The sequence below is a fragment of the Polaromonas sp. Polasp52 genome (assembly GCF_059491565.1).
The window spans coordinates 1,077,585-1,098,258 of sequence record NZ_CP168513.1 but is presented as its reverse complement, the minus strand read 5'-3'; the positions used below and the strand labels follow the sequence as shown (position 1 = coordinate 1,098,258).

General features: G+C 62.6%; 24 protein-coding genes. 4 read left to right on the top strand and 20 right to left on the bottom strand.

What is annotated here, in order from left to right:
• Nucleotides 1-16: 16 nt before the first annotated feature.
• The 8 genes from ACEN9P_RS05225 to ACEN9P_RS05190 all read right to left on the bottom strand — a co-directional run bounded on the left by ACEN9P_RS05225 (nt 17) and on the right by ACEN9P_RS05190 (nt 7,805).
• Nucleotides 17-922, bottom strand: coding sequence for a DMT family transporter (locus tag ACEN9P_RS05225; protein ID WP_495621313.1), 906 nt, complete (start codon nt 920-922; stop codon nt 17-19).
• Nucleotides 922-1,782, bottom strand: a complete 861-nt coding sequence (locus ACEN9P_RS05220) for a 3',5'-nucleoside bisphosphate phosphatase (RefSeq protein ID WP_495621312.1) — start codon at nt 1,780-1,782, stop codon at nt 922-924. Before ACEN9P_RS05220 ends, ACEN9P_RS05225 begins: the two co-directional genes overlap by 1 nt.
• 64 nt (nt 1,783-1,846) lie before the next feature.
• Nucleotides 1,847-2,581 carry an aspartate/glutamate racemase family protein gene (locus ACEN9P_RS05215; protein ID WP_495621311.1) on the bottom strand — a complete coding sequence of 245 codons (735 nt, stop codon included), beginning with the start codon at nt 2,579-2,581 and terminating at the stop codon, nt 1,847-1,849.
• 17 nt (nt 2,582-2,598) lie between these two features.
• Entirely contained in the window at nt 2,599-3,321 is a 723-nt protein-coding gene (locus tag ACEN9P_RS05210) for a GntR family transcriptional regulator (RefSeq protein WP_495621310.1), read from the bottom strand.
• Nucleotides 3,318-4,199: an ABC transporter permease gene (locus ACEN9P_RS05205; protein WP_477715663.1), complete on the bottom strand. Its 882-nt coding sequence runs from the start codon at nt 4,197-4,199 to the stop codon at nt 3,318-3,320. The genes ACEN9P_RS05210 and ACEN9P_RS05205 overlap by 4 nt, the downstream gene beginning before the upstream one ends.
• 101 nt (nt 4,200-4,300) lie before the next feature.
• Nucleotides 4,301-5,215, bottom strand: a complete 915-nt coding sequence (locus ACEN9P_RS05200) for an ABC transporter permease (RefSeq protein ID WP_495621309.1) — start codon at nt 5,213-5,215, stop codon at nt 4,301-4,303.
• Between the two features lie 152 nt (nt 5,216-5,367).
• Entirely contained in the window at nt 5,368-6,672 is a 1,305-nt protein-coding gene (locus ACEN9P_RS05195) for an ABC transporter substrate-binding protein (RefSeq protein WP_495621308.1), read from the bottom strand.
• Nucleotides 6,673-6,749: 77 nt separating this feature from the next.
• On the bottom strand, nt 6,750-7,805 hold the full coding sequence (locus ACEN9P_RS05190; protein WP_495621307.1) for an ABC transporter ATP-binding protein: 1,056 nt from the start codon (nt 7,803-7,805) through the stop codon (nt 6,750-6,752).
• A 203-nt stretch (nt 7,806-8,008) separates the two neighbouring features.
• On the opposite strand from ACEN9P_RS05190, the gene ACEN9P_RS05185 reads away from it, so the two are divergent.
• Nucleotides 8,009-8,677, top strand: a complete 669-nt coding sequence (locus ACEN9P_RS05185) for a glutathione S-transferase (RefSeq protein WP_495622143.1) — start codon at nt 8,009-8,011, stop codon at nt 8,675-8,677.
• A 190-nt stretch (nt 8,678-8,867) separates the two neighbouring features.
• Here ACEN9P_RS05185 and recJ read toward each other — a convergent pair whose 3' ends face one another.
• A complete protein-coding gene (recJ, locus tag ACEN9P_RS05180) occupies nt 8,868-10,592 on the bottom strand; it encodes a single-stranded-DNA-specific exonuclease RecJ (protein ID WP_495621306.1) in 1,725 nt (574 codons plus the stop codon).
• Between the two features lie 52 nt (nt 10,593-10,644).
• On the bottom strand, nt 10,645-11,658 hold the full coding sequence (locus ACEN9P_RS05175) for a hypothetical protein (protein ID WP_495621305.1): 1,014 nt from the start codon (nt 11,656-11,658) through the stop codon (nt 10,645-10,647).
• 78 nt (nt 11,659-11,736) lie between these two features.
• Here ACEN9P_RS05175 and ACEN9P_RS05170 point away from each other — a divergent pair, with 78 nt between their 5' ends.
• The 3 genes from ACEN9P_RS05170 to ACEN9P_RS05160 all read left to right on the top strand — a co-directional run bounded on the left by ACEN9P_RS05170 (nt 11,737) and on the right by ACEN9P_RS05160 (nt 14,043).
• Nucleotides 11,737-12,990, top strand: coding sequence for a lipoprotein-releasing ABC transporter permease subunit (locus ACEN9P_RS05170; RefSeq protein ID WP_495622142.1), 1,254 nt, complete (start codon nt 11,737-11,739; stop codon nt 12,988-12,990).
• Nucleotides 12,991-13,081: 91 nt separating this feature from the next.
• Nucleotides 13,082-13,756, top strand: a complete 675-nt coding sequence (gene lolD, locus ACEN9P_RS05165; RefSeq protein ID WP_495622141.1) for a lipoprotein-releasing ABC transporter ATP-binding protein LolD — start codon at nt 13,082-13,084, stop codon at nt 13,754-13,756.
• 44 nt (nt 13,757-13,800) lie between these two features.
• Complete coding sequence (locus ACEN9P_RS05160; protein ID WP_477664613.1) at nt 13,801-14,043, top strand: hypothetical protein; 243 nt, start codon at nt 13,801-13,803, stop codon at nt 14,041-14,043.
• Nucleotides 14,044-14,109: 66 nt separating this feature from the next.
• Here the strand turns inward: ACEN9P_RS05160 and ACEN9P_RS05155 are convergent, their stop codons facing one another.
• The 10 genes from ACEN9P_RS05155 to ACEN9P_RS05110 form a co-directional block, all read right to left on the bottom strand.
• A complete protein-coding gene (locus tag ACEN9P_RS05155; protein WP_495621304.1) occupies nt 14,110-14,340 on the bottom strand; it encodes a hypothetical protein in 231 nt (76 codons plus the stop codon).
• Between the two features lie 104 nt (nt 14,341-14,444).
• A complete protein-coding gene (locus ACEN9P_RS05150; protein ID WP_157214509.1) occupies nt 14,445-14,741 on the bottom strand; it encodes a hypothetical protein in 297 nt (98 codons plus the stop codon).
• 226 nt (nt 14,742-14,967) lie between these two features.
• On the bottom strand, nt 14,968-15,531 hold the full coding sequence (locus tag ACEN9P_RS05145) for a prolyl hydroxylase family protein (RefSeq protein ID WP_495621303.1): 564 nt from the start codon (nt 15,529-15,531) through the stop codon (nt 14,968-14,970).
• A 60-nt stretch (nt 15,532-15,591) separates the two neighbouring features.
• Nucleotides 15,592-16,083 carry a hypothetical protein gene (locus ACEN9P_RS05140; RefSeq protein WP_495621302.1) on the bottom strand — a complete coding sequence of 164 codons (492 nt, stop codon included), beginning with the start codon at nt 16,081-16,083 and terminating at the stop codon, nt 15,592-15,594.
• 32 nt (nt 16,084-16,115) lie between these two features.
• Nucleotides 16,116-16,673 (bottom strand): hypothetical protein, encoded by a 558-nt coding sequence (locus ACEN9P_RS05135; RefSeq protein WP_495621301.1) that lies wholly within the window; start codon nt 16,671-16,673, stop codon nt 16,116-16,118.
• A 167-nt stretch (nt 16,674-16,840) separates the two neighbouring features.
• Entirely contained in the window at nt 16,841-18,745 is a 1,905-nt protein-coding gene (locus ACEN9P_RS05130) for an AAA family ATPase (protein WP_495621300.1), read from the bottom strand.
• A 516-nt stretch (nt 18,746-19,261) separates the two neighbouring features.
• Nucleotides 19,262-19,645 (bottom strand): DUF805 domain-containing protein, encoded by a 384-nt coding sequence (locus ACEN9P_RS05125; protein ID WP_495621299.1) that lies wholly within the window; start codon nt 19,643-19,645, stop codon nt 19,262-19,264.
• A complete protein-coding gene (locus tag ACEN9P_RS05120; protein WP_495621298.1) occupies nt 19,626-19,961 on the bottom strand; it encodes a hypothetical protein in 336 nt (111 codons plus the stop codon). Before ACEN9P_RS05120 ends, ACEN9P_RS05125 begins: the two co-directional genes overlap by 20 nt.
• Before the next feature lie 2 nt (nt 19,962-19,963).
• The gene (locus ACEN9P_RS05115; RefSeq protein WP_495621297.1) at nt 19,964-20,224 is read right to left on the bottom strand and encodes a hypothetical protein; all 261 of its coding nucleotides are present in this window, start codon (nt 20,222-20,224) and stop codon (nt 19,964-19,966) included.
• Nucleotides 20,221-20,670 (bottom strand): hypothetical protein, encoded by a 450-nt coding sequence (locus ACEN9P_RS05110; RefSeq protein WP_495621296.1) that lies wholly within the window; start codon nt 20,668-20,670, stop codon nt 20,221-20,223. Before ACEN9P_RS05110 ends, ACEN9P_RS05115 begins: the two co-directional genes overlap by 4 nt.
• Between the last annotated feature and the right edge of the window lie 4 nt (nt 20,671-20,674).

Below are 20,674 nucleotides of genomic sequence, written 5' to 3'. Positions count from 1 at the left end.
GGCGTGTCGCTCGGGTTCAGGATTCGACGGGTTCTATCAGCACGCGGCTCTGGCGCACCGCGAGCCAGGCCCCCGTCGCGCCGCAGACGGCGATCATCACCATGCCCAGCATGGACCAGCGGTCCGGCACATGCGAGAACGCGATCCAGCCGCCCAGCATCGCAAAACCGATCTGCGCATAGAGGAAGGGCGTGAGCGTGGACACCGGCGCGCGGCCGTAAGCCAGGATCATCATGAAATGGCCGACCGTGCCCATCAGGCCCATCAGCGCCAGGCCGGCCCACAGCGTCCAGGAGTCCAGCGCGGCCCAGACAAAGGGCAGGGCCAGCGAGGCGGCCAGCGTGCCGACCCAGCCGGTGTAGAAATGCATGGTGAGAGGGTCTTCGGTGCGCGCCAGCCGGCTGGTCAGGATCTGGAACCAGGCATTGCAGATCACCAGGCCCAGCGGCAGCAGCATGGCCCAGTTGAAGTCGTCGCCGTCGGGCCGGATGATGATCAGCGTGCCGGCAAAGCCGCCCACCACCAGCGCCCAGCGCAGCCAGGACACGCGCTCGCCCAGGGCCAGCGAGGCCAGCAGGGTGATGACCAGCGGCGTGATCATCACGATGGCGGTGAACTCGCCCACCGGCATGTGCCTCAGGCTGTAGAACGCAAAAAGGCTGGTGAGCAGCAGCAGCAGGCCGCGCAGCAGCTGGAATTTCGGGTGCGCGGTGCGCAGCACCGACAGCCCGCGCGAAGGCAGCACCGCCAGCGTGGTGGCCACGGCCTGGAAGGCATAACGGAACCACAGCGCCATCAGCAGCGGCACGCTGGTGGAAATAATCTTGGTGGTGGTGTCCAGCACCGCGAAACAGGCGACGGCGCCTACCAGGAGTGCGATGCCGGCCGGGGCGCGGGAGGTGTTGCTCGCGGGGCCGGCCATCACTGGATGCGGTCCGCCAGCAGCTCCCACACCGGCGTCAGCTCGCCCGGCAGAAAGGGCAGGGTGCCCAGGTCGGTGTGGCTTTCGTCGGGGCTGTGGAAGTCGCTGCCGCGCGAGGCGGCCAGGCCGAACTCTTTCGCTGTTTCGGCGTATTTGAGGTATTCCTGGGGCGTGTGGCTGCCGGTGACGACCTCCACGCCGCGCCCGCCGTGGGACTTGAACTCGGTGAACAAGGCGTATTCCTCGTTGGGGGTGAACTTGTAGCGGCCCGGGTGGGCGATCACCGCGATGCCCTGGGCCTGGGTGATCCAGGTCACGGCGTCGCGCAGCGTGGCCCAGCGGTGCGGCACATAGCCGGGCTTGCCTTCGGTCAGGTATTTGCGGAAGACTTCATTGGTTTCGCGGCACACGCCGCTTTCGACCAGAAAGCGCGCGAAGTGCGTGCGCGAGATCAGCTCGGGGTTGCCGACGAACTTCAGCGCACCCTCGTAAGCGCCCTTGATGCCGACCTTGGCCAGCGAGTCCGACATTTCCATGGCGCGCTGCTCGCGCCCGCCGCGCGTGTTGCGCAGGCCTTGCATGATGTCGGGGTTGCCGGCGTCGAAACCCAGGCCCACGATGTGCACCGTCTGCCCGGCGAAGGTGACGGAGACCTCGGTGCCCGTCAGGTAATGCATGCCCTGGGCCTTGGCGGCCGCCGCGGCGCGCTGCTGGCCGCCGATTTCGTCGTGGTCGGTCAGGGCCCAGAGTTCCACCCCGTTGGCCTTGGCCCGTTCCGCCAGCGCTTCCGGCGTGAGCGTGCCGTCCGACACCACAGAGTGGCAATGCAGGTCGGCATTCAGGATGTTTTGGGGACTCACCAAGCCATTTTAGGCTTTATGCCTGGCGGCTGCAGTGCGTACTCACATATCCTTGCCCGCCGGGCTACAAACCCAAAGCCGTCAGCTCCGGCGAAAGCTTGTCCCAGGGCACATCAAAGCCCGGCTTGCCGCGCTGCGGCGGCGGCGCGTGGCTGCGCAAGGCCCAGTGCGCGCCGGCCAGCACGCTGTCGATGAGGGGCACGCCCAGCCCGGGCTGCAGGGCCGCGGCCATGCCGGCCAGGCCCGCGCCGCCCAGGATCACCGCCTGCGCGCCCAGCTGGCGCACCGCGTCGCGGCAGGCCTGGGCCAGCAGGGTGCGCGCGGCGGCCGGGTCGGCGGCCAGCTGCGCGCCGGTGGGCGCGACGGTGTGGATGCCGGCCAGTGAAGGCGCGTGGCCCAGGGCCTGGGCCAGGCGCTGCAGCATGGGCCCCCAGCGCTCACCCCCGGTGACGATGGCAAAGCGGCCGTGGCGCGCCGCTTCGATAAAGGCCGCCTCGGCCAGGCCGGTGACCGGCACCGGGCTGCTCTCGCGCAGCGCCAGCAGGCCGGGGTCGCCGAAGCAGCCGATCAGCACCGCGTCGGGCGCCGCGCCGGGCACCGCGAGCGCAGCCGCCCAGGCGTCCAGCGCGGCATGCGCGGCCACCGCGTAGCTGGCCTCGTCCGAAATATAGGGCGCGCCGAAACGCGCGGTGACGGTGCTGACCTGCACATGCAGCCCGGCAGCCGCCTGCACATGGGTTTGCAGCAGCGCGCTGACCGAGGCTGATGTATTGGGATTGATGACCAAAAGCCTACGCATGGCACCCCCGCCCAGGCTCAGGAGAACAGCGCCGACAGGTCGGGCGCCTCGCCCGCCGGCGGCGTGAACTGCAGCTGCGACTCCAGGCGCGTCAGGTGCTCGCGCATGTGGCGCGCCGCTTCCCGCGCGTCGCGCAGGCGTATCGCGTCCAGCAGCACGCGGTGTTCGCGGCAGCGGCAGGCGGCCGCGCCATCACGGTCCTCGCGGATGTCGCCGAGAGCCGTGCCGTAGGTCATCAGGATCAGCGAGGTGCGCGAGGTGAGTTCGCGCAGGATGCGCCCCAGCGTCTGGTGGCCGGCGCGCTCGGCGATCTGCAGGTGGAAGTCGCCCGACAGCCGGATCGCGCGGTGCATGTCGCCGGCCAGCCGCGCGGCTTCCTCGTCGTCGATGCAGCGCTTGAGCTGCCGCATGTCGGCCTCGTCGGCCTTGGCGATGAACAGTTCCACCAGCGTGGGTTCTATCAGCCGGCGCACCTCGAAGACCTCGCGCGCCTCCTGCTCGGTGGGCTGGGCCACGGTGGCGCCGCGGTTGGGCACCAGGGTGACCACCTGCTCATTGGCCAGGCGCATCAGCACCGGGCGTATGCGCGTGCGCGACACGCCGAAGGCGCCGGCCAGCTTGTCTTCCCCGAGCTTGGTGCCCGGCGGCAGGCGGTGGTCCAGGATGGCCGAGACCACGCGTTCATACATCTCGGTGTCGGTCGGGGGCGCGGCGGGCGCCGCCGTGGTTGTCGGTGTCATCGCTGTCCTTTTTTCTGCCGCTTGCCCAGCCACCAGGCCAGGCCCATGGCCAGGGCCACCACCCCCAGCGACACCACGGTGGTGACCGTGCCCAGCGCGTAGATGGCCGGCGTGGTGACGGTGGTCGTCAGGCCCTGCAGTTCCAGCGGCAGTGTATTCACATCGCCTATGGCCTGGGATGTGCGGGCGATCTCGTCCCAGCTCAGGGTGAAACCGAACATGCCTATGCCCACCACCGAGGGCGCGATCAGCGGCAGCACCACGTGGCGAAAGCCCTGCCAGGGCGTGGCGCCCAGGTCGCGCGCGGCTTCCTCGTAAGCCGGGTTGAAGCGGTTGAACACCGCGAACATGATGAGCAGGCCGAAGGGCAGCGTCCAGGTCAGGTGCGCGCCCAGCGCCGAGGTAAACAGGCCCAGCGCCGTGCCGTAGTCCTCCAGCGCACCAGCCATGCCCAGCAGCTCCAGCAGCTTCTTGATGCCGCCGTCCAGCAGGCGGAACTCCAGGCCTATGCCCAGCGAGACGATGATGGAGGGCATGATCAGGCTGGCCACCACCACAAAGAACAGGGTGTTGCCGCCCGCGAGTTTTTTGCGAAAAGCCAGGCCCGCGAGCACCGAGAACAGCACCGTGAAGGCCGTCACCGCCAGGCCCAGGCCCAGCGAGCGCTTGAGCGCCGCGCCTATGTCGACCACGCCCAGCCCTTCGGCCAGCTTGTGGAACCAGTGCAGCGAGACGCCGCGCAGCGGAAAGGTGAGCCCGCCTTCCGGGCCCTGGAAGCTCAGCAGCACGATGATGAACATCGGCCCGTAGAGAAACAGCACGAACAGCGCGAAGAACGCGGCGAGGAGCCAGAAGCCGGCAGAGCGTTTATCGGACATGGCTTAGAACCTCCGCAGGAGGGGCCGCAGCGCCGGGCCGCCCCAAGCAAGGCCAGCCCCCTCGGGGGGCAGCGTAGTACACGAAGTGACAAGCGTGGGGGTCATAGTTCTTTGCGGATATCGACCAGCCGCGTCAGGGCCCAGATGATCATCAGCACCACGGCCAGCAGGATCACCGCATTGGCCGCCGCCAGCGGGAACTGCAGGTAGGAGGTCTGCACCTGGATGACCTTGCCGATGGAGGCGATCTGCTGCCCGCCCATCACGCCTATGGTCACGAAGTCGCCCATCACGATGGTGATCACGAAAATGGAGCCGATGATGATGCCGGTGCGCGACAGCGGCACGATGACGTTCCACAGCGTCTGCCAGGCCGAGGCGCCGCTGTCATTGGCCGCCTCGATCAGGCTGCGGTCTATGCGCATCATGGAGTTGAAGATGGGCACGATCATGAACATGGTGTAGAGGTGCACAAAGGCCAGCACCACCGAAAAGTCCGAGAACAGCAGCCACTCCACAGGCTGGCTCACCACGCCCATGCCCAGCAGGCTCTGGTTGACCAGGCCGTTGCGGCCCAGCAGCGGCACCCAGGAGATCATGCGGATCACGTTCGACGTCCAGAACGGGATGGTGCACAGCACAAAAAGCAGCGTCTGCGCGCCCTGCGAACGAACGTGAAAGGCCAGGAAATAGGACACGGTGAAACCGGTCACCAGCGTGATCAGCCAGACCAGCAGGCTGAACTTGAAGGTCGACAGATAGGTCTTGAAGGTCACGCACAGGTCCGTACCGCTGCCGCAGCCCGCAAAAATGGCGGAGTAATTCTTCAGCGTGAAGCCGGGCAGCAGCTCGTATTCATTGAAGTCCCAGAAGCTCACCGTCAGCACCAGCGCCAAGGGAATCAGGAAGAACAGCACAAACACCGACGCCAGCGGCAGCGCCTGCCACCAGGCGGCAAGGCTGTGCCCCGGCGCCTTGGCCGGAGCGGAATGTGCAGTGATTGCCGGTGTACTCATGACGACCCGAAGTAAAAAAAGAACCACCCAAGGCAAGCGAAGCGAGCCGAATCAGCCCAGCGTCCGCGCGGAACCGGCTTCGCCGGGCCGCAGCGGGCGCCCCCTGCAAGGGGGGAGGACGCTACACGAAGTGAGCGTCAACGGGGGTGTGCCTAGGCCGCGACGAATTCATTCCATTTTTGAACCATATAGTTGTTCTCATCCATCACCGCATTCCAGCACGCGATGCCGCCCATGCGCGCCTCGTAGCTGCCGCCGTCGCGCACCGCGCCGGCCTTGGCCAGCACGTCGCCGTTGGGGCTCTTGATGTCCTGCGAGGCGGGCTTGCCTTCCATCCAGTAGGCCCATTCGTAGGCTTCCATCTTGGCCTTGGCGGTTTCCAGCACGGCGCTGTAATAGCCCTGGCGGTTCAGGTAGGCACCGGCCCAGCCGTCGAGGAACCAGTTGATGAACTCATAGGCGCCGTCCAGCTTCTTGCCCGAGAGCGTGGCGGGCAGGCCGAAACCGGCGGCCCAGGCGCGGTAGCCTTCCTTGAGCGGCTGGAAATTGCAGGCAATGCCCTTGGTGCGCACGGCCGTCACGGCGGGGCTCCACATGGACTGGATCACCACCTCGCCCGAGGCCATCAGGTTGACCGACTCGTTGAAGTCCTTCCACAGCGCGCGGAACTGGCCGGCTTTTTTGGCCTCGATCAGCGTGGCGATCGTGAGGTCGATCTCCTTCTTGGTCATGTTTCCCTTGTCCGGGTATTTGTAGATGCCCTCGGCTTCCACCACCATGGCCGCGTCCATGATGCCTATGGACGGGATGTTCAGGATCGCGGCCTTGCCCTTGAACTCGGGGTTCAGCAGCTCGGCCCAGGAGTTGATGGGGCGCTTGATCAGGTCGGGGCGTATGCCCAGCGTGTCGGCGTTGTACACCGTGGGGATCAGCGACATGAACTGCGTCGGGCTCTTGGCGAAGACCTTGCTCTTTTCGCCCTCGAGGTAAATCACCTTTTTGGGCGCCGTGCCCTGGTCGCCCACGGCCTTGCCGGCCACGGTGCCGGTGGTGAACAGCGTGGTGATCTTGTCGGCGTTCTTGATCTTCTTGGTGTCTATGCCCTTCAGGTTGCCGGTGGGCACGATCTTCTTGAGCGAGAAGTACTCGGTGTCTATCAGGTCAAAGCTGTTGGGCGCGGTCACCGCGCGTTTGGTCACGTCGTCGGTGGTGACGGCCACGTACTGGATGGTGATGCCGGTGTCGGCCTTGAACTTCTCGGCGATCGCCTTGTCCTGGTTCACCGCGGTGCCCAGGTAGCGCAGCACGATTTTTTCCTGCGCATGCACGGCCGGGAACATGCCCGTGGCCAGGATGCCCGCCGTGCCCTTGAGCAGGGCGCGGCGCGGCAGGCCGCCCGCAGGGGTGCCGTCGGCGATGGCTGGCGGGTTCTTTTGATCAGGAAAGGCGTCGGACATGGTGAAACTCCTGTGCTGGGGTGGAAATCTTCTTGCGAAGGGGCGGTTGGAAAACGGTGGGCAAAACAAAAGCGGTGTCAGGCCGGGGCCGCGGCGCGCAGCGTGTGCGCCGCCTCGGGCGCCCACGACAGCTGCACCGCGTCGCCGGGCGCATAGGGCCGGGCTGCGAAGGCCGACTCGGGCAGCATCACCGACAGCTCGGCCGTGCTGCTGGCGGTGTGCGACACGCCCGGGTTTTGCAGGCCCAGCAGCACATACGTGCCCTGGTATTCGACGTCGGTGACCACGGCGCGCCGGTTGTGCGGTGCGTCGGGCGCGGCCTCGCCGGCCGGCGTGATGCGCATCTGGTCGGTGCGCACGCCTATGCGGCCCGCCGGCGTGTCCAGCACGTTGTGCCCGCCCATGAAGCGCGCCACGAATTCGCTGGCCGGGCGGTTGTAGATCTCGTGGGGCGAGCCCTGCTGCTCGATGCGCCCGTGGTTCATCACCACCATGGTGTCGGCCAGCGCCATCGCTTCTTCCTGCGAATGGGTGACGTGGATAAAGGTCAGGCCCAGCTCCTTCTGCCAGCGGCGCAGCTCGGCGCGCATCTGGATGCGCAAAAACGGGTCCAGCGCCGACAGCGGTTCATCCAGCAGCAGCACGCGCGGCTGGGTGATCAGCGCGCGCGCCAGCGCCACGCGCTGCTGCTGCCCGCCCGAGAGCTCGGCCGGCTTGCGTTCGGCCAGGTGGCCCATGGCCACCCGCTCCAGCAGTTCCTGGGCCTGGCGCCGCCGCGCCGCCTTGTCCACCCCTTTCATCTTGAGGCTGAAGGCCACGTTGTCCAGCGCCGACAGGTGCGGGAACAGCGCGAAGCTCTGGAACATCATGGCCGTGCCCCGGCCGGCGGCCGGCAGGTCGGTGATGTTGCGGTTTTCCAGCAGGATGTCCCCGCTGGTGACCGACTCATGGCCCGCCATCATGCGCAGCGTCGTGCTTTTGCCGCAGCCCGAAGGCCCCAGCAGGCAGCAGTAGCTGCCGCCGGCAATGCGCAGGTTAATGCCGTCCACCGCCGGCTTGTCCTGCTGCGCATAACGTTTGGTCAGCGCGATGGCTTCAATGGCGGCGGGCGCGGGGCTGGCTGGGGCGTTCATGCCGGCCTTGTGTGCAAGGCCTGTGCCAGCTTTGTATGCGATTTTTCAGAAGATTGTGTACAAAATGCCTGTTTCTGGTGCCCGGCCGCCCCTGCGGGGTGCGGAAGCGGCCGGCGGCGGTGCGCGCCGTGGCGGCAGTGGCGGCGTCAAGGCGGTGCGGCATGGCCTACCATGCGTTCATCGCTTATGTCCGGAGCCACCTCTTGATCACCCTGCACCACCTGAACAACTCCCGCTCGCAACGCATACTCTGGCTCATGGAGGAACTGGGCCTGCCCTATGAGATCCAGCGCTACCAGCGCGACCCCAAGACCATGCTGGCCCCGCCCTCGCTGCGCGCGGTGCATCCGCTGGGCAAGTCGCCGGTGATCACCGACGGCGAACTCACCCTGGCCGAATCGGGCGCCATCATCGACTACCTGGTGGGCCGCTACGGCGCCGGGCGGCTCGCGCCCCCAGCCGGCACGCCCGAGCACCTGCGCTACACCTACTGGCTGCACTACGCCGAAGGCTCGGCCATGCCGCCGCTCTTGCTCAAGCTGGTCTTCGACAAGATCGAGAACTCGCCCATGCCGTTTTTTGTGAAGCCGATCGCGCGCGGCATCACCGGCAAGGTCAAAAAGACCTTTATCGAGCCGCAGCTCAGGCAGCACCTGGACTTTCTTGAAATGTCGCTGCCCCAGGGCGGCTGGTTTGCCGGCAAGGCGTTCAGCGGCGCCGACATCCAGATGAGCTTCCCGCTGGAAGCCGCCGCCGCGCGCGGCGGGCTCAACGAAAGCCGGCCGGGTTTGATGGACTTCCTCGCGCGCATACACGCCAGGCCCGCCTACCAGCGCGCGCTAGAGCGCGGCGGGGAGTTTGAACTGCAGTGAGGTCCCCCTTCCACCAGAGAAGAGGAGGGGCGGCTTTTTTCTTCCTCCTTCCCCCTTTGGGGGAGGGCAGGGATGGGGGCTCTCCGGCCTGCGATCCAGAGCCGGCCCTGCCATCCATCGCCGCGGGCCCCCATCCCAACCTTCCCCCAGAGGGGGAAGGAGTGTTTTGAAGGCGCGTTCGCCGGAAAACTCAGATCTCCGCGCCCTCGACCAGAAAGCGCACGCGCTTCACGCCCTGCCATTCGTCGGCGTCCAGCCGGAAGGCCAGCTTGACCCGGGCCGGCAGCGCTTCGGTGTGGCCGAACCAGATGCCGTCCACCGGCTGGCCCTGGTGCTTGAGTTTGAGCGCCAGGTGTTTTTCGCCGACCAGGCGTTGCGACACCACTTCCACCACCTCGCTAAAGGTGGGCGCGGCAAAACCCTGGCCCCAGACTTCCTTGTGCAAGGTGTCGACCAGGTCGGCGCGCCGGTATTCGGGCGCCAGCGGGCCGTCGGTGTCCATGCGGCGCGTCAGGGTGGCCGCGTCCAGCCATTCATGCGCCACCTGCTGCAGCGCCTGCTCGAAGAGTTCGAAATTTTCCTCGGCGATGGTGCAGCCGGCCGCCATCGCATGGCCGCCAAAACGCAGCAGCACGCCCGGGTGGCGTTTGGTCACCAGGTCCAGCGCGTCGCGCAGGTGGAAGCCGGGGATGGACCGGCCCGAGCCCTTGAGCTCGTGCTCCTTGCCCGGCGCCTGGCTGGCGGCAAACACAAAGGTCGGCCGGTGCAGCTTGTCCTTCACGCGCGAGGCCACGATGCCGACCACGCCCTCGTGGAACTCCGGGTCAAAGATCGCGATCGCCGGCGGCGGCTCCTCGTCTTCATCGATCATCGCGTCGGCCGCCAGCTGCGCCTGCTCGCGCATGCCGGCCTCGATGTCGCGGCGCTCGCGGTTGATGCCGTCCAGCGTCTTGGCGAGCTCTTCGCCGCGCGCCGCGTCGTCGGTCAGCAGGCATTCAATGCCCAAGGTCATGTCGCTGAGCCGGCCCGCCGCATTGATGCGCGGGCCCAGCGCAAAGGCAAAGTCAAAGGTGGTGGCCGCGCCTGCTTGCCTGCCCGCGGCGCTGAACAGGCCCGCCAGGCCGGCCGGCAAATGGCCCGCGCGTATGCGCTTCAAGCCTTGCGCCACCAGGCGGCGGTTATTGGCGTCCAGTTTCACCACGTCGGCGACGGTGCCCAAGGCCACCAGCGGCAGCAGCGTATCAAGCTTCGGTTGATTCGCCGCGTCAAAAGCGCCGCGCGCGCGCAGCTCGGCGCGCAGCGCCAGCAGCACATAAAACATCACGCCCACACCGGCAATCGACTTGCTTTCAAACGTGCAGCCCGGTTGATTCGGGTTCACGATCACATCGGCCTCGGGCAGCACCACCAGGCCGTCCTTGAGCGCCGGCAGGTGGTGGTCGGTCACCAGCACCTGCATGCCCAGCGCGCGGGCGCGCGCCACGCCTTCCATGCTGGCAATGCCGTTGTCCACCGTCACCAGCAGGTCGGCGCCGCTGGCTTTCACGCGCTCGGCAATCGGCGGCGTCAGGCCGTAGCCGTCGGTCACGCGGTCGGGCACCAGGTAGCCCACATCGCGCGCGCCCAGCAGCCTGAGGCCGCGCAGCGCCACGGCGCAGGCGGTCGCGCCGTCGCAGTCGTAATCGGCTACCACGCAGATCTTTTGGCCGGCGGCCATCACATCGGCCAGCAGTTTGGCCGCCTCCAGCGCGCCGCGCAGCGAGGAAGGCGGCAGCAGCCGGCCCAGGCCGTCGTCAAGCTCGTCGGCCGAATGCACGCCCCGCGCCGCATAAAGCTGCGCCAGCAGCGGGTGTATGCCGGCCTGCTGTAGCGCCCAGACGCTTCGCGGCGGGACTTCTCGTACCTGGATTTTCATGAGGGGTCTTCAAACTCTCTATATATATGAGGGGGTGCCGGGCGCGGGGCGTTTACAGCCGCTCCAGCAACGCCAGCAAAGGGGTGGGGGCCAGGCTGGCCGTGATCCTGGCAAAAAAGCCTTGGTTCGCTGTCTCAAACGTGGCCGCGCCGCGCTCGCCGCACAGCGTCAGCCGCACGGTTTCGCCCGCGCGCTGGCGCGCCAGCAGGGCGGCGATCTCGTTCGCATCGAGCGCGGCCCAGGCCTGGGCATAAGCCGCCCAGTCGTCGGCAAACACCGCCTGCGCCAGGCTGCGCGGCACCGCAGCCGACTCGCCGGGCGTATGGCCCGCGGCCAGCGCACCCGTGCCGCTGGGCCAGAAAGAATTCACCGGCAGCTGGCGCCGCGCCGCGCGCTCGTCATTGAGCGCATGGGTGTACAGCAGCATCTGCATCTCGTTCTGCAAAAGCTTGACCTTGCGTGCCGTGCTGTTGGTGTCGCTTTTGTCCTGCTTGGGCAGCCAGGGGTCTACATTGCGGCCCAGCACCCGGTCCAGCGAGGCGGTGGGCAGGCTGCGAAACAGCTCGCCCTCGGCCAGCCAGCGCGCCGGCCCCAGGGCCGGCACATAGTGCAGCGTGATGCCGTCGCCCTCGAAATAAGGCTGCATGGCCGCCAGCAGGGCGCGCGATTCGCCCTCCTGCAGGCCCAGCGCGGCCGGGTCCGTCAGGGTTGCATGCTCGCGGCCCATGGCCCAGTGGCAGGGCGTGATCCAGACCCAGGCCTTGCCCGTGCTGCCGGGCAGGTGCAGCGCCGCATCACGCGCCGCCCAGGGAATCAGGCCGTCGGGCGTGCCCGAATCCGCCATGCCCAGCGCCCGGGCCAAAGCCCGTTCATGCGGCGGCGACAGCGTGTGGGCATCGGCTTCATCAGTGTGCACTGACTTCATGCCCTTGAGCAGCTGGGCCAGATTGCGTGTGCTGTCGGCCGGCAGCGCCTTCATGGCCGGCAGCCAGGCCTCCGCGCCGCAGGCCGCGAAGGGCAGCAGCAGTTGCGGCCCGGTGAAAGGGGTGGGGGAATTGGCTGACATGGGGCTATTGTCCGGGATGCCACAATGGGTCCTCCAAAAAAACGCAGCCGCCGCCGCGCGGGCACCCGCTTGATGAGTATGCAAATCCCCTATGAGCTGATCCTGGGCTGGCGCTACACCCGCGCCGGCCGCGCCACCCGGCGCAACGGTTTTATCTCTTTTATCTCGGGTGTCTCCATGCTGGGCATCGCGCTCGGCGTCGCCGCCCTCATCATCGTGCTCAGTGTGATGAACGGCTTCCAGAAGGAAGTGCGCGACCGCATGCTGGGCGTGATCTCGCACATCGAGGTCTTCGCCCCCGGCGGCGTCGCGCTGCCCGACCCGGCCAAAACCCTCGCTGAAATCAAGGCCAATCCCCAGGTCACGGGCGCCGCCACCTTTGTCGCGGCCCAGGCCCTGCTGGCGCGCGGCGAAGACATGAAGGGCACCCTCGTGCGCGGCATAGACCCGGCGCTTGAAGGCCAGGTCACCGATCTCGCCGCGACCTCGGCGCCTACGCTGGCCAAACTGGTGCCCGGCAATTTCGGCGTGGTGCTGGGCGGTGAACTGGCCCGCGCCATGGGCGTGCGCGAGGGCGATACCGTCACCCTGATCGCGCCCAGCGGCCAGGTCACCCCGGCCGGCGTGGTGCCGCGCTTGAAGCAGATGACGGTGGTCGGCACTTTTGACTCCGGCCACTATGAATACGACTCGGCCCTGGTCATGATGCACCAGGACGATGCCGCGAAAATCTTCCGCCTCGAAGGCCCGACCGGCATACGCATACGCCTGAAGGACTTGCACCAGGCGCGTGAAGTGGCGCTGGAGCTGTCGCGCACGCTGAGCGGCGACCTGCTGATACGCGACTGGACGCGCCAGAACAAGACCTGGTTCGCCGCCGTGCAGCTCGAAAAACGCATGATGTTCATCATCCTCACGCTTATCGTCGCGGTGGCCGCCTTCAACCTGGTCAGCACCCTGGTCATGACGGTGACCGACAAGCGCGCCGACATCGCCATCCTGCGCACCCTGGGTTCCAGCCCGAAAAGCATCATGAAAATCTTCATGGTGCAGGGCGCGCTGGTCGGCGTGATAGGCACACTCTCGGGCCTGGTCCTGGGCCTGGGCATTGCCTTCAACATCGACGTCATCGTGCCTGCCATAGAGCGCGCGCTCAACGCCAGTTTTTTACCCAAAGACATCTACCTGATCAGCCGCATGCCCAGCGAACCGCAATACGCCGACATCATGCCCATCGTCGTCATCTCCCTGGTGCTCGCCTTCCTGGCCACCATCTACCCCAGCTGGCGCGCCAGCCGCGTGAACCCAGCGGAGGCCCTCCGCTATGAGTGATCAAACCATGAGCCCAGCTTCCGCTTCTTCACTCCCTCTCCCCCTGGGAGAGGGCAGGGGTGAGGGCCAGCGGCCTGAAACCCAAGGCGAAGTGGTCTTGAAAGCCACAGCCCTCACCAAACGCTTCCACGAAGGGTTAATAGACCTCACGGTGCTGCACGGCGTGGACCTGCAAGTCCACGCCGGCGAAACTTTAGCCATCGTCGGCGCCTCGGGTTCCGGCAAAAGCACGCTGCTGCATTTGATGGGCGGCCTGGACGCGCCCACCAGCGGCCAGGTGGAACTCAAGGGAAAAGTGCTGTCGGCCTTGTCGCCCCAGCAGCAGGGCGACTTGCGCAACCAGCACCTGGGTTTTGTCTACCAGTTCCACCACCTGCTGCCCGAATTCAGCGCCCTCGACAACGTCGCCATGCCGCTGTGGATACGCCGCCAGGCGCCCGCCGAGTCCTCACGCATCGCCACCGAGATGCTGGCGGCCGTCGGCCTCAAGGACCGCATCCACCACAGGCCTGCGGAACTCTCGGGCGGTGAACGCCAGCGCGTTGCGATTGCCCGCGCCCTGGTCACCCAGCCGGCCTGCGTGCTGGCCGACGAGCCCACCGGCAACCTGGACCGTTCCACGGCCGACGGCGTGTTTGAGCTGATGCTCAAACTCGCGCGCGATTTCGGCACGGCTTTTGTGCTGGTCACGCATGATGAAACGCTGGCCTCGCGTTGCGGGCGGCGGTTCAGGCTGGTGTCGGGGAGGTTATCGGAGTGGGGCTGAGCGCGTCTGAACGACGGGGACCCGTCGAGCGCAAGGATACCGATGTGTACGTCGGTGCTGCTGTGCTGGCGCTGGGCCTAGGGCTTCTTTTTGCGCTCTTTTTCTTCAAGATCACGATTGTGTTTGTCCTGATGGGCGCGATAGGCTGGATGGCTGTGGCATTGCGCTGTTGGTTCAGCAACGTGAGTTTCGCGCGGATTCTCGCCGTGTGTATCTTCCCGCCAGTCCTGTTGTTGCTGTTGGTCGGGCCTTCCATCAAAAGAGCCCAAAAGGTTCGCCCCAGCTAGAAGATTGGCTACCAACCATCGGGGCTGCGCTGTGCGTGTCGGAGTGGGCTCGAGCCCCGGCCAGGCTTAATCTTTTTTGCCGCCACGTGGCTTGGCCCGCGACCGTGTGCGGCTGTCCTCGCCGAGTGAATCCCGCCAGTGCTTGAGCTCGTCACTCGCGAGCGGCCGGCCGGGTTCTTCCGTGCCGTGCGGGGCCAGCTTTTCCTGCAAGTCCCTGACGCGCAAAAAATTCCTGAGCGACGCCCGAATCTGGTCGAGCGCGGTGCCGCCTTTTTCACGCTTGTCTTTGGGAGCCATGCGCCAGCATATTCGGCGCTATGTCAAAAGACATCCATGGATGTCATCTTTGGACGTAGGACGAGGCTTACACAGTAGGGCCGCGAGCGACCTGTACCACTCGATCATCTCCGCCACCGCAGGACGGTTTTGCAATAGCCACAAGACTTCGGATTGAAATTTCCAGGCGGAGTGCGGTTGCAGACGGGGCATCGGTACTTTGTTTCACCAATGGCTAAAAGCGTGAAGGCAATACCGAATATCGCAAGCTGCAGCCATGCAGAGGCGGCCATCACAACGGAAACAATTGCCGCAAGCAAGGCAGCCATGCCGGGCACAAGGTAGCAGGCAAGCAGCCTGGCACGCAATTTCTGAAAGCGGATGGCCCGCTTTTTGACGTAGTCGTTGCGTGAACGCGCCATAAGGTTTGATGCCGGGGGGTGTGTGAGTTTTCGAAAGGTTAGCTCAATGGAGGGGCTTGTATGCGGGGACTGTTCGTGACTCGAGCCTACAGTCAATCCTCAACATAAAAATACCGGTCCGCATTAAGTTTGTCGACTAACAGCACTTTCTCGCGAACATCTTTGCCTGATGCGCAATTGGGGCATTCGGTTGAGGGCATTGCTTTGTTGATAGATGATTATTCGATTAGGGCGCTACCCCATAAAGCACATCAGAACGCAGAACATACTTTGTTCCTTCCTCGACAGTTGCACCCTCGTGCCAGGTGTCATGGATAAAAAGCAGGGCACGGCCGGTTCGGGGCAGGATCTTGAAGTCGCGGAAATCGGTTTCCCCACCAACGAAGTTTTCGTTGAGGTAGACCAGGAAGGTCAGTCGACTCGTGAAGCCGCCCTCCGTCCACGGGCCGTCCTTGTGCATCTTGAAGCGCTGCCCCGGCGAATACCTGTAGAACCGAAGGTCCTTGGGCAGCCCCACAGCCTTTTGCCCTTGCAAGGCCGGTAGCGCGGCTCCCGCCAGGCCCTCCCATAGGCGCATCACCCAGCGAGGAGACTCAAACAAGGCACGCTCATTGTTGCGTACCGTGGGCATGGATCGCTGGCCCTCGGCAGTGCGCACGCCCGCCGCTTCGAATCCATGTTCATCGGCCAAACCCATCAGTTCAGCACAGTCCGCCGAAGCAAGAAAATGATCAATGCTGAAAACTCGTTCTGAATGGGCAGTCAGAGACGACGGTGTCATTCCGTTCATGCCCGAAGTATGCACTGTGGATTCAACAGTGATTTGGTTTGCTGTCTGGCGGGCGGCGGTTCAGCCATCCTTGCGCCTGAAGAAAAAGCCGATGGCTGTGCCAGCCAGCGCAAAAACCAAGGTGTTTACCGCTGCGCCAAGGTAGCCGGCCGGGTGCCCGGACCCTAGCAAGTGCACACCGAGTCCAAGAACCGAGATAGCCAGGTAGAGCGCGCCGGCCCGGGCGATGGGCTTGTGGTAGCGGCTTGAATAGCGCGCAAAGAACAGCGTCGTGAGAACAGGCACCAGCATGACGGGGGATGTAGCCATTCCCTCCGCCGCCGTCCGGAAGCCGCCGCGCAACAGCATATGCGCCACCAGGGTGGTGGCCATGCCCAGCAGCATCGCGCAAAGCAAGTAGCCGACCGCCCATTTAAGCAGCACGGCGAAATCGGACTCGGCGCGCTTCCCGGAACCTGGAGCGTCCGGTTCAGTGAAGATGCCGCAACCACAGGCGGAACAGGCCAGAAGCGCATCCGGCGCAGGCAACTTGCATTCGGCGCAAATTTTCATCTTGAGACCTAAGTTCGTGTATCCAGCAAGGGCTAGTTGTCGCTCACGGTGAGCGCCCGAATACATTTTTGATCCGGCGCGGTCAGCCTGACGACAACATCGCGATTTCCCTCCTTGGGGCACATCATCCCTTGCAGGCTCAAGGTCTGCGGAGATCCCGGCATGGTGATTCCAGGCGCCATATAGGGCTTCGCGAATGTGCACCGGGGCGATGAGACGGCTGCCTGCAGAGGGACACACGGTCCATTGCTGCTGAACATGACGTGCAGCACCCTTTGCGGCTTGTTGGAACCCGCTTGCGTCTGGATCATGCTTGTCCCGGCGATGTCCAGAAACTGCGGCACGGAAGCCGCGCCGGCCAAATTGATCGTTCCCTCGGGACCCTTGAGCTCCATGGCTTGCCGAAAAGTCACGTTGAGTTTGGACTCGAGAGACTTTGCAGGAAATCCATCCCGTATATCGCCTGCCGTCACCCACAAGATGCGATCTTGCAGGTATTTCACCGGGTCATTCACAGGCTCCACAGAATGCGCCGCGCAGGAGCAGGCAAGCAGCAGGCCTGCAAAGGTCGCACTCGACAGGTAATTCATGATTTGGTCCCTTGATTCATTGTTAGGGAGTCCACCGGAAGCCTGCACTGCGGCACGGCCGACGGTGTGTTTGAATTCATGCTGCAACTCGCAGGCAACCTCGGCGTGGCTGCTGGTCACCCATGATAAGGTGCTGGCTTTACGATATGGGTGTCGGTGAAGCACCGTTATGTCGTCGCCAAGCTTCCGATCAGCGTTAGTTCATCCAGTGCCGATCCAGATATTTTTTCTAGAAAATCATCTGCCTTTACCAGGTCGATCAATTTTTTAAGGTCCTTTGACCTGTACCCATCTGGCAAATAGTCCTCAAGCGTGCCCAGCTTAAGAATAAAAATCCCCTTGGAGCGCTGATCAGCTATGAATGCGTCAACTAGATTTCGATCTGAAGCGGTTAAAGGTTCGATCAACTCGGTGTGTCGCCTCGAAATGTAAGTCCACACACCATCTAACCAAGTTGCATCTCTGGTGGTGATGGATTTTTCAATCGCTTTGACCAGCGCATCTCCATCCAGATTTGTTCCAACGTTATCAATACATTTCTTAATACGGGCTGCTCTCAAACCAAAAACCTGCGTGATCTCAGGGGATCCGATTTCACGTAGGTAGTCCAGATCTGCGATCACGGCATAAGGTATGTTGCATGCTTCAAGTAGCTCTTGATAGGTTACAAAATTATGCTTTCCCCCAACACGAACAATTTCGATGTCTTTAGAGGATAGAAACTTAAGTCGATTAAACAACGCAGTGAAAAAAATCTCATCCGACGAGCCCTCAACGAGTATGACTTTGTCGGCGAAAAATATCTTCTCGTTATTGAATGCATTGATTAGATCAAAGGCCTTTTTCCCGTCAGGTATTCCTTTTGGATCTATTTGAGTAACAGAAGTCTTCCCGTTTAAAGACGCCACCCGTGCTACATGCTTGATCGAATCCGGAGTGACAAACAAAGGAGAGTGCGTCGCAAACACAAACTGATTGTTAGTGGCTGAGCTCAGTTTTTGAAACAGATTCAGGAGCTTTCGCTGCGACCGGGGATGGAGATGAATTTCCGGCTCATCGATGAAGACCAATGTGTCTCGAATATCCAGTAACGTGATGCTGACAGCGTAGTAGAGAATCTCAGCTTCTCCCGTTGATGCCATATCAAGTCTAAAGGGGTGGCCATTCTTTCGAAACTCTATTCCCCAACTATTATTTCTACGATGAGTACATTTGAGTTCCCATGTATACCCAAAATCGAGAAGCACCTCGGTAAGCAAGGCTGGACCACGTTCCTTTTTGATATGGAGTGTTGGATCACGATATTCATCGAAATGTAGTTGCAGCGCTCGCTCTGCCAGAATCTGAATAGCCAACTCAAACAGACCAGCGTTAGTGCTCTTTGAGTGTGAAGCCTCGCTCTGTCGTCTGACACTGCTCATTGAGGAGTTGGAAAGTTGAACATGAGGGCTGATACCCTGATGACGGACGACAGGAAAATAAACAACTGGCGGCCCTAGGAGCGACAGGCCATAGGCCTGTCTAAGTTGTCGATGCGTATCGAAAGCTTGCAAATAGGCTGCGAATTCTTTTGCGTCAGCAGTCATTCCTAATATTGTTCCGTCCGCTATTTCGTAGTGAAAAATCGTTCCTGCTTTCACTTCCTCAGAATTCCATCCGCTAGGGGCGGTGAGTGGGATTGCCAATTCTCCGTGAGGAGATCGCCTCTTTATTTCTGGAAGATCGCGCTTGATGGCTTGAATATTCAGTAGGTCGGATTCGGTTAGTTCTAGATCTAATTCAATCTTTTGAGGAGAGCGTTCGTTATCGAAGTGCTTACTGAAGCCCATACGCTCCACTTCATCAATCGTCAGCCAGCTACCAAAAGTTGGAGCGATTGCGTCACCTCCGGATACTTCACTAAGCCTCGCAATCAGAAAGTACTTCCTCAGGGCTCTAACTGCGGTATCAAGCAGCGTGGTTTTTCCTCCTCCATTCGGTCCAATTAAGATGGACATGTCTCCATCCAACACCAACTCCTGGCGCTCAAAAAAGCAACCAACATTTGTTAATGCAATTTTTCTGAGCTTCATCAGTGACCTCCGAGGAAATTCGCAGCATTTTTTGGCATGAGTGACTGCAAAGTGAAATCTCGCTGTTCGTACCAATCATGAGCCGACGTCCGGGCCTTTCGGAGAGGCCCGCTTCGCCCCTTTAGTTCAGCATATAGATTCTCCGACGGAACACTGTGGGGTTCTGCCGGAGAAGAAGGTCTACGTGCAACCTGAATCAGCCGACTTTCATCACGCTTTAAAGGCTGCATCTACTCTCGTTCATAGTGATTAAATTCGGCGGGCGAAAGTGGATAGGGGTTCTTATAGACGCCTTTTTGGGAAAAGTAGTCCGATTTATCCCTCGTGATGCTTTGAGTTTCAGTGTCCATGCAATTTTTCCTTCTTAGGAATTTCTGGAATGCGAAAGACGGCGCTTAGGCGCTCACTACGGGCTTCACGCGGCTACGAGAATTCTGAGCCGGAATCCGAGGAAAGTCACACCTGATTTCCCTCCCTCTAGTTGGGGGAGGCGTTTCGCATGCGATCCAGAAAGGATCAGGGCTCGGCGTACTCGCTTGGAATGAAGTTGCCGGGCACGAGCAGCAGAGCGAGGATGAGCAGCGGATTCAGCGGCGGCACAAACCATAACAAGGCTATGCCTATGCAAAACGGACCATACAGGCCTATATCGCGCAATCTGGGAAGAATGGCGCGCGAGAAGAAAAAATAGATCGTTGGCAAGAACAGTATGAACACCATAAGCATAATGAACAAAGCCAGAGGGCCGCTGCCTCGAGCGGCCAAGAGTTGACTCACTTTTGCCGTGAACAATAACGCCGACAGCACGGCGCATGCAAGCACAAAGCGAAGCAGAAAAGCCAGCCGCGAAATTTTGACTTGTTGCCTGTGGTGGATGGATTCATCGCCGGCTATTCCCAAGGTAATTACCGAAGGCCTGGCGCCGGCTTTGCAGCCAGGACACGAACAGCCACCACAAACCCAAGGCGATGACCAGATTGAGCCCCATGCAGACGGCGAATCCTATAGGCGAGGCTTGGTAGGAAAGGGCAAGAGGGCCGCTCTTTTGCTTGAAGCTCAAGAAGAACAAAACCTCGCCGGATACAAGGCCCAGGAAAAAACTGGCTGTGGAAAAAACGGCGAGGAAGAGCACACCCCAGCCCGTCAATGACAGGACCCGCCACCAGGGTGGCTGTTCCCAGGCGACTGCGAACTCCGGTTTTCGGCTGCCAAACATGGTCAATGGCCAGAGGGCCCTGGAAGCCACTCAATGATCCACCGAGACTCGGTGAAGTATTCGGCAAGTGCAGCCGCGTCTGCCACCCAGCTGTCGTGCACGGAGCCCATGTCCACGGATTTTGACGTCAGGATCAGCAAGCCGCCGGTCGTCGCGGAATCGTCAATCACTTTGACATAACTCCCAGCCTGTTCACCTTCGATGATTTTGCCGGTTTGCCCTATTTGCAGCGGCCGACTCTTTGACTTGGAGGATGTTTTCACCGGCGTTCCCTATGTAAAACCCCGCTCTGAAGAATCAAGCCGGAGTCCCCCTCCGGCTCTCCCGCCTTGATTTCCTCACTCACCTGCCAATGCAGGGAATCGCCGCGGACCTTTGCCGATCCGAGCACGATCTGGCCGTTTCTTGCGCTTGTCACCGTGAGCACGGCGGTCCCGCCAAGCACAAGGCCTTTGACGCTGGCTTCGCCTCCCTCGTTCATGCGCCCGCAGCCAGGCGTTGCCATGGCGTGATCACCAACGATCTTGGCGCCTGTTTGCGACAGCTTAAAAACCGCCGTGCCGCACTCGACCTTGTCTTTCTTTTCAGCCGGTGTCCTGAGGTCTATGGACCATGTTCCGGTAAAGGGTGCGGAGCGGCCCTGTGCTTTGGCCGGCGCGCAAAGCGCGAGCCCGAGGCAGGCCAGGATTTGAAGGAAGTGAATCCGCATGGGC

Bases quoted from the DNA above. Each gene is read 5' to 3' on its own strand.
- ACEN9P_RS05170 (WP_495622142.1), top strand. From the start codon at position 11,737: ATGCAAATCCCCTATGAGCTGATCCTGGGCTGGCGCTACACCCGCGCC.
- ACEN9P_RS05150 (WP_157214509.1), bottom strand. From the start codon at position 14,741: ATGGCGCGTTCACGCAACGACTACGTCAAAAAGCGGGCCATCCGCTTT.
- ACEN9P_RS05145 (WP_495621303.1), bottom strand. From the start codon at position 15,531: ATGAACGGAATGACACCGTCGTCTCTGACTGCCCATTCAGAACGAGTT.
- recJ (WP_495621306.1), bottom strand. From the start codon at position 10,592: ATGAAAATCCAGGTACGAGAAGTCCCGCCGCGAAGCGTCTGGGCGCTA.
- ACEN9P_RS05210 (WP_495621310.1), bottom strand. From the start codon at position 3,321: ATGACACCGACAACCACGGCGGCGCCCGCCGCGCCCCCGACCGACACC.
- ACEN9P_RS05225 (WP_495621313.1), bottom strand. From the start codon at position 922: ATGGCCGGCCCCGCGAGCAACACCTCCCGCGCCCCGGCCGGCATCGCA.
- ACEN9P_RS05215 (WP_495621311.1), bottom strand. From the start codon at position 2,581: ATGCGTAGGCTTTTGGTCATCAATCCCAATACATCAGCCTCGGTCAGC.
- ACEN9P_RS05205 (WP_477715663.1), bottom strand. From the start codon at position 4,199: ATGTCCGATAAACGCTCTGCCGGCTTCTGGCTCCTCGCCGCGTTCTTC.
- ACEN9P_RS05195 (WP_495621308.1), bottom strand. From the start codon at position 6,672: ATGTCCGACGCCTTTCCTGATCAAAAGAACCCGCCAGCCATCGCCGAC.
- ACEN9P_RS05200 (WP_495621309.1), bottom strand. From the start codon at position 5,215: ATGAGTACACCGGCAATCACTGCACATTCCGCTCCGGCCAAGGCGCCG.
- ACEN9P_RS05120 (WP_495621298.1), bottom strand. From the start codon at position 19,961: ATGTTTGGCAGCCGAAAACCGGAGTTCGCAGTCGCCTGGGAACAGCCA.
- ACEN9P_RS05175 (WP_495621305.1), bottom strand. From the start codon at position 11,658: ATGTCAGCCAATTCCCCCACCCCTTTCACCGGGCCGCAACTGCTGCTG.
- ACEN9P_RS05155 (WP_495621304.1), bottom strand. From the start codon at position 14,340: ATGGCTCCCAAAGACAAGCGTGAAAAAGGCGGCACCGCGCTCGACCAG.
- ACEN9P_RS05135 (WP_495621301.1), bottom strand. From the start codon at position 16,673: ATGAATTACCTGTCGAGTGCGACCTTTGCAGGCCTGCTGCTTGCCTGC.
- ACEN9P_RS05140 (WP_495621302.1), bottom strand. From the start codon at position 16,083: ATGAAAATTTGCGCCGAATGCAAGTTGCCTGCGCCGGATGCGCTTCTG.
- ACEN9P_RS05110 (WP_495621296.1), bottom strand. From the start codon at position 20,670: ATGCGGATTCACTTCCTTCAAATCCTGGCCTGCCTCGGGCTCGCGCTT.
- ACEN9P_RS05130 (WP_495621300.1), bottom strand. From the start codon at position 18,745: ATGAAGCTCAGAAAAATTGCATTAACAAATGTTGGTTGCTTTTTTGAG.
- ACEN9P_RS05190 (WP_495621307.1), bottom strand. From the start codon at position 7,805: ATGAACGCCCCAGCCAGCCCCGCGCCCGCCGCCATTGAAGCCATCGCG.